Annotated in this window: 13 protein-coding genes; 1 reads left to right on the top strand and 12 read right to left on the bottom strand. The window is 73.0% G+C overall.

What is annotated here, in order from left to right; translation table 11 throughout:
- Positions 1 to 47: 47 nt before the first annotated feature.
- The 3 genes from cutA to AB0C15_RS05770 form a co-directional block, all read right to left on the bottom strand.
- On the bottom strand, positions 48 to 368 hold the full coding sequence (cutA, locus tag AB0C15_RS05780; protein WP_357349055.1) for a divalent-cation tolerance protein CutA: 321 nt from the start codon (positions 366 to 368) through the stop codon (positions 48 to 50).
- Positions 369 to 560: 192 nt separating this feature from the next.
- Entirely contained in the window at positions 561 to 1565 is a 1005-nt protein-coding gene (locus tag AB0C15_RS05775; protein WP_357349053.1) for a 1-acyl-sn-glycerol-3-phosphate acyltransferase, read from the bottom strand.
- Positions 1565 to 2398 carry a patatin-like phospholipase family protein gene (locus tag AB0C15_RS05770; RefSeq protein WP_357349051.1) on the bottom strand — a complete coding sequence of 278 codons (834 nt, stop codon included), beginning with the start codon at positions 2396 to 2398 and terminating at the stop codon, positions 1565 to 1567. Before AB0C15_RS05770 ends, AB0C15_RS05775 begins: the two co-directional genes overlap by 1 nt.
- Positions 2399 to 2553: 155 nt before the next feature.
- Here AB0C15_RS05770 and AB0C15_RS05765 point away from each other — a divergent pair, with 155 nt between their 5' ends.
- The gene (locus AB0C15_RS05765; RefSeq protein ID WP_357349049.1) at positions 2554 to 4053 is read left to right on the top strand and encodes a protein kinase; all 1500 of its coding nucleotides are present in this window, start codon (positions 2554 to 2556) and stop codon (positions 4051 to 4053) included.
- Between the two features lie 17 nt (positions 4054 to 4070).
- Here the strand turns inward: AB0C15_RS05765 and AB0C15_RS05760 are convergent, their stop codons facing one another.
- From AB0C15_RS05760 to AB0C15_RS05720, 9 genes are all read right to left on the bottom strand, one after another.
- Positions 4071 to 5126, bottom strand: coding sequence for a glycosyltransferase family 4 protein (locus AB0C15_RS05760; RefSeq protein ID WP_357349334.1), 1056 nt, complete (start codon positions 5124 to 5126; stop codon positions 4071 to 4073).
- Positions 5127 to 5287: 161 nt separating this feature from the next.
- On the bottom strand, positions 5288 to 5959 hold the full coding sequence (locus AB0C15_RS05755; protein ID WP_357349047.1) for a BON domain-containing protein: 672 nt from the start codon (positions 5957 to 5959) through the stop codon (positions 5288 to 5290).
- A gap of 181 nt (positions 5960 to 6140) precedes the next feature.
- Positions 6141 to 7772, bottom strand: coding sequence for a trypsin-like peptidase domain-containing protein (locus AB0C15_RS05750; protein WP_357349045.1), 1632 nt, complete (start codon positions 7770 to 7772; stop codon positions 6141 to 6143).
- A gap of 62 nt (positions 7773 to 7834) precedes the next feature.
- Positions 7835 to 9397 (bottom strand): ATP-binding protein, encoded by a 1563-nt coding sequence (locus tag AB0C15_RS05745; protein WP_357349043.1) that lies wholly within the window; start codon positions 9395 to 9397, stop codon positions 7835 to 7837.
- Entirely contained in the window at positions 9394 to 10095 is a 702-nt protein-coding gene (locus AB0C15_RS05740) for a response regulator transcription factor (RefSeq protein ID WP_110561683.1), read from the bottom strand. The genes AB0C15_RS05745 and AB0C15_RS05740 overlap by 4 nt, the downstream gene beginning before the upstream one ends.
- Positions 10096 to 10182: 87 nt before the next feature.
- Positions 10183 to 10794: a PadR family transcriptional regulator gene (locus AB0C15_RS05735; protein WP_357349040.1), complete on the bottom strand. Its 612-nt coding sequence runs from the start codon at positions 10792 to 10794 to the stop codon at positions 10183 to 10185.
- On the bottom strand, positions 10791 to 11615 hold the full coding sequence (locus tag AB0C15_RS05730; RefSeq protein ID WP_357349038.1) for a DUF4097 family beta strand repeat-containing protein: 825 nt from the start codon (positions 11613 to 11615) through the stop codon (positions 10791 to 10793). The genes AB0C15_RS05735 and AB0C15_RS05730 overlap by 4 nt, the downstream gene beginning before the upstream one ends.
- 265 nt (positions 11616 to 11880) lie before the next feature.
- Positions 11881 to 12816, bottom strand: a complete 936-nt coding sequence (locus tag AB0C15_RS05725; protein WP_357349036.1) for a lysophospholipid acyltransferase family protein — start codon at positions 12814 to 12816, stop codon at positions 11881 to 11883.
- Positions 12813 to 13586, bottom strand: a complete 774-nt coding sequence (locus AB0C15_RS05720; RefSeq protein WP_357349033.1) for a GNAT family N-acyltransferase — start codon at positions 13584 to 13586, stop codon at positions 12813 to 12815. Before AB0C15_RS05720 ends, AB0C15_RS05725 begins: the two co-directional genes overlap by 4 nt.
- Positions 13587 to 13732 lie beyond the last annotated feature (146 nt).

The following is a 13732-nucleotide window of genomic DNA, read 5'->3' as shown; positions in this document are numbered from 1 at the left end:
CGGTCATCATCGACACCCGGCCGGGGCGCGACCCAGAGTGCGCGTACTCAGGATCGGGTGTGCTCGTACACCCAGGTGGCGTAGTCGGGGTTGCCGCTCTCCATCCTGGACACCAGGATCTCCGGCACCTCGTACGGGTGGCTGACCCGGATCTGGTCCAGCAGAGCCGCGAGGCGGTCGGGCGCGGTCTTGAACTGCACCGACCACTCGGTGCTCGTCTCCATCCCGGACCGCCACCAGTAGGTGCTGTCCACCTGACCACCCACCTGGGCGCAGGCGGCGAGCCTGCCGGCGACGGCCGCGGCCGCCAGCACGTCGGCGACCGCACGAGCGTCCACCACCGTTGTCACCACGCAGATCTCGTCCACGCCCGCACCCTACGCGGACATACGGCGCTGAGCCCGCCTTTCGCTCGCGACCGTTACGCTCCGCATCGCCGCGCTCACCGGACCTCACCTCCGCTCGCGACTGCGGGGCTCCGCTTCGCTGCACTCCTCGCGCTCACCGGACCTCGCTTTCGCTCGCGACTGCGGGGCTCCGCTTCGCTGCACTCCTCGCGCTCACCGGTTAGCGGCGATCCAGGCGTCTATCTGCGCCCACCAGTCGAAGAGCCAGTCGATGCGCTGCTGCCGTCCGGTCGGCACGTCCTCCGGTGGCACGGACCAGAACCGCATCACGATCCGCTTGTCCATCGGCAGTTCCCGCCACACGTCGGCGACGGTGAGCATCCGGTCCAGTCCGGTGTGGGCGACGAAGATGACCCCGGCGTCCGGTGCGGCGTCGAGCGCGGCGAGCATCCCACCGGGCTGCGGGGCGAGCACGTGGCGCATCCGCTCGGCGCGCAGGGCCATCCGTTCCAGGCCGAGGGAGCGCAGCCGGGCGATGGCGCGCAGGCGTCGCCGGGGAGTGAAGTTGCCGCCCTCGGGGAAGATCACGAACGCGTCGTTGTCGTCCAGGCCGGAGGCGAGGTGACCGACCTGGCGTACCGTCTCCTCGCCGCGCTCCGGGGTCGGCGCGATGAACCGGTTGGGCAGACGGTTGAGCAGCACGTCGATGGCCGGATCCCACTGGAGGCTGTCCTTGAGGACGATCCGTGGCTCCCGGTGGAACCAGTTGACCAGCCCGTGGATCAGGATGAACGAGTCGCCGGGCCCGGCGTGCCGGCAGAGCACCAGCTCGGGTCGGCCGGGTAGCGCAGTGTCCGGGTCGGTGCCCACCACGTCGATCGTCAACCGCAGCGTCCACCGCGCCTGCCAGAACAACACCCGCAGGAACCAGCCGGCAAGCACGTAGTGCGCGCGCTGGAAGGCCGGCGACCGGGTCCGCCAGCCGCAGCCGGAGACGACCCAGAGCAGGAAGAGCGCGATCAGCGCGGCAGCGTCCCAGACCAGGTAGAAGCAGCCGATCCAGAGCAGCCGAAGTGGACGCAGACGGCCCGGGACCAGCGGGGACGCGGCTGCGGCGAGCAGCGCCCAGACCGGCAGTGTGGTGACCACGAAGAAGGCGAGCAGCACGACGGCGGGTGCGAGCAGCAGCCGGCGCAGCCACCGGGGAGGCAGCGGCATCACCGCTCCTGGTGGGTGGCGAGGTACCGCCGGGAGGCGGTGTACGCGCGGCTGATCCGCCGTCCCACCGCCGCCATGTCCCGGTACGCCCACGGGGTGTCGTCGCGGGGGTTCAGCCCGCCGGTCGGCAGGACGTGCACCTCCACCCCCTCGGGCAGCGCCGCCATCTCCCGGAAGAACCGGTGCCGGCGGGAGATCTCGAACGCGACCTGGGCGATCTCCCACGGCCGACGGGGCGGGGTCAGCTCCCGTTCGATCCGGCCCACCTGCAGGACGTAGATCCGGCGGGCGCCGACGGTCACCGCCTCGCCGATCGGGATGGAGTTGACGATCCCGCCGTCCACGTAGTGCGCGCCGTCGATCTGCATGGGCGGGAGCAGGCCCGGCACCGAAGCCGACGCCATCACCGCCGGCACCACCGGACCACTGTCGAACCAGTGCTCGGCGGCGCGCTCGATGTGCGCGGCGCAGCACCGGAACGGCACCCGCAGGTCGGCGAAGGTGGTGTCCACCCCCAGCTCGGTCTCCAACAGGCGACGCAGTGGCCGGGGTGAGTGCAGGTGGGTGCGGGCGGCGAAGCGGCGCAACTGCCTGGCGACCGAGTCGCCGTACACCTCGCTCGCCTCGGGTGAGGCCCAGAGCCGGACCAGCCGGTCGGTCACCGCCTCGGACGGGTCGGCGGCGACGAGCGCGCCGTTCACCGCGCCGATCGAGGTGCCGAGCACCATGTCGGGTTGGATGCCGGCGCGGAACAGCGCGCGCAACATGCCGACCTCGACCGCGCCGAGCACTCCCCCGCCGCCGAGCACGAACGCCACCGGTCCCGCCGCCATGCCTCTCATCCTGGCACGGGCCCGCCGCCGGCCGTCGGGCCGGCGGTCGGCGCACGGTAGGCACCGTCCACCGACGGTCGGCGGCGACGGCGTTGACAGGCCGATCGCATTCGCGCAACCTGATACCGCTCCCACCCCTGAGGCAGGTGCGATCCGTGAAGGCAGCACTGCATCCGGGCCGATTGCTGGCTCGCAGATACCGACTTCTGGACCAGATCGGCGCCGGCGGCATGTCGGTCATCTGGCGTGCCCGGGACGAGGTCCTGGACCGGGTGGTCGCGCTCAAGGTGCTCGCCCCGGCACTCGCCGCCGACGCGCGTTTCCGGGGCATGGTGCGCGAGGAGGCACGGGCCGCCGCCCAGCTGGTGCACCCGCACCTGACCTCGGTGCACGACTACGGCGAGACGGTCGACCCGGACGGTTCGATCACGTCGTTCGTGGTGATGGAGCTGCTCACCGGCGAGGAGTTGAAGCTGCGGCTGACCGAGGGGCCGCTGCCGTGGCCCGAGGCGGTCCAGGTCGGCGCGCAGGTCGCGGACGCGCTGGCCGCCGCGCACCGGCTCGGCATCGTGCACCGGGACATCACCCCGGCCAACGTGATGATGACCGCCACCGGCGTCAAGGTCCTCGACTTCGGCATCGCCACCCGGATCGGCGCACCCGACGAGGACGAGGACGGCGAGACCTTCGGCACCCCGGCGTACGTCGCCCCGGAACGTCTCGACGGCGCGCCGGCCCAGCCGTCCACCGACGTCTACTCGCTCGGCGTACTGCTGCACGAGGCGCTCACCGGCCGGGTTCCCTACCCGGCGGACACCTGGGAGCAGCTCAGCACTGCGCTCGCCACCGGTCCCCCACCGACCCTCGCCGACCTACCGGACCTGCCCCCGGCGGTGGCCCAGATCTGCCTGCGCAGCCTCGCCCGCACCCCGGCCGACCGGCCGACCGCCCGGCAGGTCGCCACCACGCTCCGCGAGCACTCGCTGCCCGCGGAGCCCCCGACCGCGACCGTCCGGGTGCCCACCCAGCCGCTGCCACCGCAGCCGCCAGCCGTCGCGACGGCAAGCGTCCCGGTGGCGACGCGGCCGGATGGCGACACATCGGATGGCGGGTCCTCCGTCGGCGCGGCCGAGCCGACGACCGGGTCGGGCTGGTCGCGGCGGCGGTTGGTGCTGCTGCTGGTGCTGGCCGTCGGGTTGGCGCTGGCCGGGGTGGCCCTGCTGCCCGAACAGCAGCCGGGCCGCCGGGCGCAGCCCTCCACCGGCCCGGTGACGCCCCCGTCGACCGACCCGCCGGCCCCCGAGTCGTCCGCGCCGATCACGTCGACCCCGACGACCCCCGCACCCACGACGAAGCCGACCACCGCGACGCCCACCTCGAGCCCGGGCACCCTGACCGAGGCCGCCAACCGGGTCGACGGGTTGATCGGCGCCGGGCTGAGCGCCGGCGAGATCCGCGACGACGTGGCCCTCGACCTGCGCAACGAGCTGCGCAACCTGACCGTGGCGGTCAGCTCGGGCCGGGAGAAGCTGGCACCGCCGGTGGCCCGGCTCCGCACGAAGGTCGCCGTCCGCCTCGGTGAGGGCGGCATCAGTCCGGCGTACGCCGCGCGGCTCGACGCCGCCATCGCCGAGCTGGGCGCGACCGGGGCCTGACCCGGCGAAACGGCGGGTCAGCGCACCGGCACCCGGGCCGGTTCACGGACGCCGTGCCGACTGAGGGCGAAGCGCCGGTAGACCTGCGCGTAGTCGCTCGCCATCCGCTCGACGGAGAAGTTCCGCGCGACGTGCGCCACGCAGTCCTCCGGGTCGATTCGATCCGCCGCGAGCAACGCGGCGGGTAGCTCCTCGGACCGCTCGACGACGAGGCCGGTTAGCCCCGGGCGGACCAGCTCCGGCACCGCACCCCGGTCGAGTGCGACCACCGGGGTGCCGGTCGCCATCGCCTCCAGCATCACCATGCCGAACGGCTCGTCCCACTGGATCGGCATGATCAGACAGCGGGCGTCGACGAGCATCCGCAGCGTGGCCGCCCGATCGGCGTTGAGTACGACAGTGACATCCTCGTCGACCATCGGGGCGACGACCTGCTCGTAGTAGCGGCGCTCGGCCGGCTCGTTGCACTTGCCCGCCAGCACCAGGGGCAACCCGGCGGCCCGGCACGCCCGGATGGCCATGTCCGGGCCCTTGTCCGGGCTGAACCGGGCCAGCCACAGCACCGGCCCCGCGCCCGGTGTGTGCTTGCGCGGAAAGCCGCGGATGTCCAGCGCGTTGTGCACCGTGCCGGCCCACGGCAGGTTCGGGTTCAGCCGGCGTTGGGCGTGCGAGATCGCCACCAGGGCCACGCCCGCGTCGATGTCGCTCAACACGTCGCCGTACTCCCCGACGGGGTTTCCGTGCACCGTCGCGACCGTCGGCACGGCCCGGCGGCCGGCGACCAACGGGCCGATCGTGGTGTGGTCGTGGATCACGTCGAAGTCGGCCGGGTTGATCAGCCGCTTCACCCGCGCCAGGTGGGCCAGCTCGGGCAGTGACTCGCCGAGCCGCTCGTACTGGACCTCCGCGACTGTCGAGACGAAACCGTCGGCGGCCGTGCCGTGGTCACCACCGGCACCGAACAGGGTCACCGAGTGCCCCTGCCCGCACAGCGCGTCCACCAGGGCGGCGACAACCTGTTCAAGGCCGCCGTAGCCGGGCGGCGGTACGGACAACCACGGCGGAACCACCATCGCGATGCGCAGCGACCGCTCGTCGGGGCGGCCCGCAGGCGGGTGGTTCACGGCCACGAGTGAGTCCTCCCCGTTGCTCCCCGGTGCGGCGGCACCGCCGGTCGAGACGGTCGGCGGCGGTTTCCCGGTGGCGTCCCGGGTAAACCGGACACGGCGGACGATCACCCGCCGACCAGGAGTTGGTCGTGCACCACCCGCACCCCGGGTGCGGACCACGCCACCCGCTCGACCTGGTCGCGTTCCCACCAGGAACGGACCACCCCGGCGAGGACCAGCGTGTCGCCGTCCACCTCGACGGTCACCCGCTCGCCGCCGAGGGTGCGCAGCAGCGCCCGTTGGACGTCCCGCCGCAGCCGTTCGGCGTCAGGTGGCGCCGCCGGTCGTACCTCGATCAGGTTGGTGATCCCCCGTACGCCGTCGAGTCGGCGTACCTCGCCCTCGGCGGCCCGCCGCTGCCACCCGAACTCGACCTCACCGCGCAGCATCAGCCAACCGTTGGCCACCGTCACGTCCAGCCGCTCGGCGGGCACGAAGCTGTCCCACTCCAACGCCCGGGACGCCGCTGTGGCGATCTCGGCGTCGGTACGCCCGGGGGTGCCCGGCAGCCGCACCTCCATCTCGTCGGCCACCGCCCGTACGCCCCGAACCCGCTGGGCGCATCGGGTAGCCGCCCAGCCGCGAGCGGCGCCGTCCACGAACCCGGTCAGGGTGACCACGCCCTGCTCGACGGTCACCCCGATCTCGTTCGGTTGCACCCGGGCGTCCCAGGCCAGCTCGGCCAGGACGTCGCGTTGGATCCGCGTGTCGTCGCGGACACCCACCACCTCGGTCATGGCACCTCCCGCGTGCGGTCGCCGACTTCTCGCCCACCGAACCTGCCGGGCGGACGGGTGACGGCGGTTCACCCGATCCGGGTGAACCGCCGTCCGGGCGGAAAAGAGCGGCGGGTGACGGAGCCGACCCCCTCGGCCCCGCCACCCGCCGCCGGAGGGAGGAAGCAGGTTCAGATGGCTGTCATTCCGTCTCGGCGAGCGTCACGGTCACCGACTTCTCGACACCGTTGCGCTTGAACTGCACCTCGACGCGGTCGCCGACCTTGCCGGCCTGCACCGCGCCGACCAGGTCGTCCGAGTCGTTGACCGGCTTGTCGCCGAACCGGGTGACGACGTCGCCGCGCTGGAAGCCGGCCTTCTCCGCCGGGCTGCCCGGGGTGACCGACGCGACGAGCGCGCCGCCACCCTCGGCCGGGTTGACGCCGACCCCGAGCGACGGGTGGCTGACCTTCTCGCCGCGCTGGAGCTTGCCGGCGACGTCCTTGGCCTTGTTGCTGGGGATGGCGAACCCGACGCCGATGTTGCCGGTGCTCTGCCCGGAGGTCGCGATGGCGGTGTTGACGCCGATCACCTCGCCCCGGGTGTTGACGAGCGCGCCACCGGAGTTACCGGGGTTGATCGGCGCGTCGGTCTGGAGCAGGCCGGAGATCGAGCTGACGGTCTGGCGCTGCTGCTGGGTCGGGTCCTGCGGCTGGCCCTCGCCGGCCCGGATGGTGCGGTCCCGGGCGCTGAGGATGCCCGAGGTCACCGAACCCTGCAGGCCGAGCGGGCTGCCGAGGGCGAGGACCTGGTCGCCGACCTGCATGGCGTCGCTGTCACCGAACTTTGCCGGTTTGAGGTCGCTCACCCCGTTGGCCTTCACCACGGCCAGGTCGGTCTTCGGGTCGGTGCCGATGATCTTCGCGTCGGCGGTCTTCCCGTCGGCGAAGACCACCCGCACGGCGTCGCCCGCGGCGGACGCGACCACGTGGTTGTTCGTCAGCACGTAACCGTCGGCGCTGAGCACCACGCCGGAGCCCTCACCGCTGTCGGTGGTGATCGAGACGACGCTGTCCTGCACCGAGGCGGCGATCTTCGGCAGGTCGGCACCGTTGATCACCGGCGCTGCCGTGTAGGTGCGGGTGATGCCGCCGCCATCGCCGTCGAGCGCGAGCGCGAGCGCCCCACCGGCCACGCCGGAGCCGAGCATCAGGGCGAACACCGCGACGCCGGCACCGGCGAACTTGGCGATCCGACCGGGCCGGGGACCGCTGCCGGGCGGCGCGACCTGCGGGCCCCACGGCGGGACCGGCTGGCCCGGGTGCTGCTGGTGCTGACCCGGGTGCTGCTGGTGCTGGGCGTACGGCATGCCCGGCTGGCCCCCGCCGGCCCAGCCGGACTGCTGGCCCTGGTACCAGGGGGCACCGGGGTAGTGGCCTGGGGCAGGCTGCGGGTAGCCGGGCTGGCCGGGCTGCGGGTGGCCGGAGACGGGGTACGGCGGCGCGGACGGCGTGACGGCCGGACGCTCGTAACCTGTCGACGGCTCGTACCCGGTCGGCTGCGCGGCGGGCGGCGGACCAGCGGGCGCGGCGGATCCGGCGTACCCGGCCGGGGTGACGGCGGTGGTCGGCGCGTCGTCGGCGGGCGTCGCGGCCGTCGTCCCCGCGTCGCCGGCGGGCGTGGTCGACTCGGCACCGGTCGGGACGACCGGTACGGGAGTGGTCGGGGAGTCGGACTGCACGCGCTCGTCGCGCGGCAGCTCGGCGGTGGGGTGCGACGGCTCGGCGTCGGTGGGGGCCGGCCGGCGCTGCGGGTCGGACTCGAACTCGGTCATGGCACTACCTTCTCCCTCGGCACTGCAATCAACCTGGAACCGTCCTGGAAGTTGGCTGAAAGTCACTCGCCCGCGCCGTCAGTCTGCGGCAGCAGCGGCAGCCGAACCCGGAAGGTGGCCCCGCCGCCGGGTGTCTCGGCCACCTCGACCGACCCGTGGTGGGCGGCGACGAGCGCCGCCACGATGGCCAGGCCGAGGCCGGTGCCGGTGTTGCCGTCGGCCCGTCGGGTGCGGGCCGCGTCGGCCCGGTAGAACCGCTCGAAGACCCGTTCCGCCTGCTCCGCGGAGAGGCCGGGGCCGGTGTCGGCCACCTCCACCACGGCGAAGCCGCCCGGTTCGGCGCGCAGCCGTACCCGGATCTCGGCCTCCGGTGGGGTGTGCGTGAGCGCGTTGGTGACCAGGTTGCCGATCACCTGCCGCAGCCGCGCGTCGTCGGCGGAGACGACCAGCGGCCCCGATTCGGGCGCGATCTCCAGCTCGAGCCGCCGGTCCGGTGCCATCGCCCGGGCGGCCTGCACGGCGTCGGACGCGAGCACCGGCAGCTCCACCGGGGTCAGTGAGAGCGGCCGTTCCATGTCCAACCGGGCGAGCAGCAGCAGGTCCTCCACCAGCAGCCCCATCCGGGACGCCTCGTCCTCGATCCGGCGCAGCAGGCCGGCGGTCTCTTCCGGTTCGCGGGCCGCGCCCTGCCGGTACAGCTCGGCGAAGCCACGGATGGTGGTCAACGGGGTCCGCAGCTCGTGCGAGGCGTCGGCGACGAACCGCCGCATCCGCTCCTCGGAGCGGATGGCCCGCGCCTCGGACGCCTGGGCTGCGGCGGCGGCGTTCCGGGCCGTGCTCTCCGCCCAGCGCGCCGAGGTCTCCGATGCGGCTCGGGCGGTGAAGGCCGCCTCGATCTGGGTGAGCATCGCGTTCAGCGCACGGGAGAGCCGGCCCAGCTCCGACGTCGGCTCGGCCTGGCCCTCCTCCGGGTCGGGCACCCGGCGGGTCAGGTCACCGCCGGCGATGGCGGCGGCGGTGCGTTCGATCTCCACCAACGGTTTCAGGCTGGTCCGGACGATCGCCGCGCCCACCGAGGCCAGCATGATCAGCACCGCTCCCCCGACCAGCAGGTCGATCCAGGCCAGCCGCTTCACGGCGGAGTCGACGTCGGTCAGGTGCTCGCCGATCGCCGCCTTCTGGCCGTTCGGCAGCTCGGTGTAGAGCATTCGCCAGCGCAGCGAGCTGTCCCGCGCGCGGACGGTCCGTGGCTTGCCGTCCTGGGCCTTCTCCTGCGCTTCGAACCCGGCCGCGTCGCTGGGCCACGGCGGTAGGTCCTCCGTCGTGAAGCGGGACTTGTCGTACGCGAAGTTGTTCACCTGGCCGTTTGTCGTGCTGGTCAGCACCACCACGTAGTCGCTCGGCAGCGAGACGACGTTCGACGAGGGCATCATCGACTGAATCCGGCCCGCCGAGTCGCGCAGCTCAAGGTCGATCTGGTCGACCAGGTAGCTGTGCAGGAAGTACGCGGTCGAGACGCTGATCACCACGAGCGCGCCGGAGACCAGGGCGAGCACCGAGGCGACCAGCTTGATCCGCAGTGGGACGCTGCGCACCCGCCCCTTCGCCTGCTGGACCGCGTTCACGCCGCCGGCTTGCGCAGGACGTACCCCACCCCGCGGAGAGTGTGGATCAGTCGGGGTTGGGTGGTGTCGACCTTGCGCCGCAGGTACGAGATGTAGGACTCGACGATGTTGTCGTCGCCCCGGAAGTCGTAGTTCCAGACGTGGTCGAGGATCTGCGCCTTGGACAGCACCCGGTTGGCGTTGAGCATCAGGTACCGCAGCAGCTTGAACTCGGTCGGCGAGAGCTGCACCCGCTGGCCGGCGCGGTGCACCTCGTGGGTCTCCTCGTCCAACTCCAGGTCGGCGAAGGTGAGCCGGGACGGGGCCTGCTCGCCGGTCGTGGTGCGGCGCAGCACGGCGCGGATCCGGGCGGTCAACTCCTCCAGACTGAACGGCTTCGTGACGTAGTCGTCGCCACCCAGGGTCAGCCCACGGATCTTGTCGTCGGTGGCGTCCCGGGCGGTCAGGAACACCACCGGGGTACGCGTGCCGCCCTCGCGGAGCATCCGGATGACCTCGAAGCCGTCCAGGTCGGGGAGCATCACGTCGAGCACCACCAGGTCGGGCCGGTGGTCCTTGGCGGCGTGGAGCGCCGCGCTGCCACTTGTCGCGGTGGCCACGTCGAAGCCCGCGAACCGCAGGCTCGCGGAGAGCAGTTCGAGGATGTTGGGGTCGTCCTCGACGACGAGCAGTCGCGCCTCGGTCTGGGTAGCCGGCATGCGCCCATCATCGGTGACGTCACTGCGCCAGCGCTGGACGCTTCCTGGAAAAAGGCTGTGAGTCGCCGGTCGTTCGGCGAACGTCGGTCAGCGCAGCAGGCGACGCAGCCCGTCGAGGGCGCCGTCGAGCAGCCGGATCGCGGTGCGCAGTTGAGTGTCGCTGAACTGCCGGGCACGCACCAGCCGGCCCACCTCGCCGGTGAAGGCGGCAAGCCGCCCGTCCAACTCGTCGAGCAGCTCGGCCTGCCCTCCGGCCGTGGACGCCGAGCGGGGCGGCGGTGCGGGCGCCTCCCACCGGGCCCGCCGGGTCTGCCTGGTGGCCTCGCTCAGCTCGCGTTTGAGATCGCGCACCGATCCGCGTACCTCACTGCGGATCTCGCCGGCCAGGCTGGAGAGATCCGCCACGGCGGCCGCGATGTCCGTCTCCAGCGCGGTCAACTCGCCGGCCCGCTGACGCAGTTCGGCACGGCCGGCGTCGGTGATGTCGTACGTCTTGCGGCCACCGGCCGCGGTGTGGCTGACCAGACCCTCGGCCTCCAGCCGTTGCAGGCGGGGGTAGATGGTGCCGGCGCTCGGCGCGTACAGCCCGAGGAACCTGTCCTCCAGGAGGCGGATCAGCTCGTAGCCGTGCTTCGGGCCGTCGTCGAGGAGCTTGAGCAGGTAGAGCCGGAGCCGCCCGTGGCTGAACACGGTGGTCACCGCAGCCCCTCCCCGTCGTCGTCGACCGTTCGGGCGAGCAGGGCGATGCTCCCCGAGGTCGCGGAAGCCGAAAGTTTACCGTCCCCGCTGCCGAGCACCCCCTCGCTGCTCGGCAGCGGGAACGTCGAGGTGCGTAGCTGCGGAAAGCCGCTGGTGATCCGGCCGGAGGCGGTGTTCAGCCGGACGGCGAGGTCGCTGTCCGCCCGGACCCGGACGGTGATGCTGCCCGAGATGGTGGTCAGGCCGATGTCGCTGCGCCGGGGGTTGTCCAGGTCGCAGGTGATGGCCCCGGAGACGGTCTGCGCCCGCACCCGGTCGGCGGCGCTGTCGGCGAGGATCACCTCCCCGGAGACCGTCTCCAGGGTGAGGTCGCCGCGGACACCGAGGGCTTCCACCGGCCCCGAGGTGAGCTTCGCGGAGGTGCTGCCGCGCAGCCCCATCAGGGTGATCTGACCGGCGACGACGTGGACCGTGGTGTCCCGGCGCAGGCCGGAGGCGACCACCGAGCCGGCCACCAGCCCCAGATCGGCGAGGACGTCGGCGGACACGGCGATGGAGACGTCCACCCGGGGGTAGCGGTGGATCATCCGGAGCCACCGCAGGACGTCCGACCAGCCCCGACCGCGCTCCTGGCGGATGCTGAGCCGCCCGTCGGTGTGGTCGATCAGGACCGGCCGACGGTCGACCTGGGTGACGTCGATCCGGGTGGGCCCGTCGGCGGCGACCACGTTGAGCCGCCCGCTGATCAGTCGGACGTCCAGCCGGGTGACCGGAGCGTCCAGGGTGAGCCGCTGCGGGCTCTCGATTGTCCATCCGGCCATGGCGTCCCCCTCTCGACGACGCGCGGGAGGCACGCCGATCAGGAGAGAATGTAACGCGATACATCGCGACATCACAAGACTGTCGCGACCCCACCCGCGCCCACGCACCAAGATCCGCGCAACATCCCTGTTGTTGCTGCCTCAACCAAGCCGGAGGCAGCAACATCCCCGACGTTGCGCGGATATTGCTCGGCGGTCCCGCCAGGCGCGGGCACCCGGCGCGGGGCAAGAGCACCCGGCACGGGCACCCGGCGCCGGGGGGCGCTCAGGCTGCCAGGTCCAACTCCTGGTCGCTGACCGGCATCGGCAGAGGCACGGCGGGGGTCGCCGTCGGCACCGCCCGCAGCCGGGCCCGCGCCGCCCCACCCGTGGGCAACAGGTGTACGGCCGACTCGGCGGCCCGGGCCAGCAACCGCCGATCGGCGTCACGGGCCGGGTGCAGTGCCCCGGCGATCGTCACCGAGACCACCAGATCCCGGGCCATGAGCACCCGCGCCATCGAGCGGAGCAGGGTGTCGGCACCGAGGAACGCGGCTGCCGTGGTGGTGGACCCGGTCGCCGCACAGTGGTAGGTCAGCCGCAGCGGCACCACCGGGCTGCCCGCGTCGATGGCCGCCTGAAACGTCGCGGGCCGGAAACCCCCACCCGGGCGGCAGTCGGTGGCGCCGTCCCCGGCACACCACGTCGTACCCTCCGGAAAGACCGTCACCGACCGACCGGCGCGCAGCGCGTCGGCGACCCGGTCGACGGTCCTCGGCAGCGCCAGCGGCCGGGAGCGGTCCACGAAGACCGTGCCTGCCGCCGCGGCCAGCAGACCGACCATCGGCCAGGAGCGGATCTCCTTCTTGGCCACCATCCGGGTGGGCGCGACCGCCAGCACGGCGAGGATGTCCAGCCAGGAGACGTGGTTGGCGACCAGCAGCGCCCGCCGCCGGGGTAGCCGACCCCGGACCACGAGGCGGACGCCGAAGGCGCGTGCGGTGGCCCGCGCCCATCCGCTGACGAGCGCCTGACGCTCCCGACCCGGAAGTACGGGCACCAGCAGCGCCACCACGATCCCGGCCAGCAGCATGCCGAGCGCGGCGACCAGCCGGAGCACCCGGCGGGCCACCGGCACCGTGGGCACCTCGTCGGCCGCCGGCAGGCAGTCGTCGTCGCAGCCCGAGGCGGGCCGCCACAGGTCGCGCGGCACGGTGGTCACCGCTGCTCCCCGCCCAGGAAGTGCCGCAGGTAACGCGGGTTCATCCGGTCCAGGGAGAAGAGGACGTAGAAGTCCGCGCACCCGAAGTCGCTGTCGTACGACGGCTCACCGCAGATCCACGCGCCGAGTCGGAGGTAGCCCCGCAGCAGCGGCGGAACCGCGACCCGCCCGGCCGGGGCAGTGGTGACCGGGCCGGCGGCGGCCGCCTCGGTGAACCAGGGCCGTAGTGGGCGGACCCGCAGGGGCGGCGGTGACAGGTGCCGGTCCCGGGCCTGGGTCCAGACCTCGGCGACCGTCCGGCCACCGTCGGCCACCGGCACCGACGCGCAGCCGCCGAGCCAGCGGGAGCCGCGCAGGTGCAGGTAGCGGACGATGCCCGCCCACATCAGGTTGATCACCGCGCCGGAGCGGTGGTCCGGGTGCACGCAGGACCGACCCGCCTCGACCAGGTCGCCGCGGAGCGGGTCGAGCGGGCTCAGGTCGAACTCGTCCTCGGCGTAGCGCCGGGTGGTGCGCCCCGGCGGCAGCAGCCGGTAGGTGCCGACCACCTGGCCGGTGCTGTCCTCGCGGACGATCAGGTGGTCGCAGTACGCGTCGAAGGGGTCCACGTCCAGCCCCACCTCGCCGGAGAGGAGGGTGGCGCCGAGTTCGGTGGCGAACACCTCGTGGCGCAGGCGTTGCGCGGCCGCGACCTGGGTGGGGTCGTCGGCGATCAGCAGGGTGTATCCGCTGGTCTTCAGGGGTGCGTCAGCGGCATGCAGAACGGCCATGGGACCTGTGTAAGGGCCCCGGTTGCCATTCACGGGGACCACTGGTGTCGGCAGGATGAACGCCGGCCGGCAGATGGCTCCCATCGCGCTCGTGCGAGGCTGCGGTACGGCCCGGCGACGACGCCGGCACGCCCCACCGGAGGCCG

It is taken from the genome of Micromonospora sp. NPDC048835, from assembly GCF_040649995.1.
Lineage (GTDB): Bacteria > Actinomycetota > Actinomycetes > Mycobacteriales > Micromonosporaceae > Micromonospora.
This window is presented reverse-complemented; position numbering and strand designations above follow the sequence as displayed.

Bases quoted from the DNA above. Each gene is read 5' to 3' on its own strand.
- AB0C15_RS05775 (WP_357349053.1), bottom strand. From the start codon at position 1,565: ATGCCGCTGCCTCCCCGGTGGCTGCGCCGGCTGCTGCTCGCACCCGCC.
- AB0C15_RS05770 (WP_357349051.1), bottom strand. From the start codon at position 2,398: ATGGCGGCGGGACCGGTGGCGTTCGTGCTCGGCGGCGGGGGAGTGCTC.
- AB0C15_RS05760 (WP_357349334.1), bottom strand. From the start codon at position 5,126: ATGGTGGTTCCGCCGTGGTTGTCCGTACCGCCGCCCGGCTACGGCGGC.
- AB0C15_RS05755 (WP_357349047.1), bottom strand. From the start codon at position 5,959: ATGACCGAGGTGGTGGGTGTCCGCGACGACACGCGGATCCAACGCGAC.
- AB0C15_RS05750 (WP_357349045.1), bottom strand. From the start codon at position 7,772: ATGACCGAGTTCGAGTCCGACCCGCAGCGCCGGCCGGCCCCCACCGAC.
- AB0C15_RS05740 (WP_110561683.1), bottom strand. From the start codon at position 10,095: ATGCCGGCTACCCAGACCGAGGCGCGACTGCTCGTCGTCGAGGACGAC.
- AB0C15_RS05730 (WP_357349038.1), bottom strand. From the start codon at position 11,615: ATGGCCGGATGGACAATCGAGAGCCCGCAGCGGCTCACCCTGGACGCT.
- AB0C15_RS05720 (WP_357349033.1), bottom strand. From the start codon at position 13,586: ATGGCCGTTCTGCATGCCGCTGACGCACCCCTGAAGACCAGCGGATAC.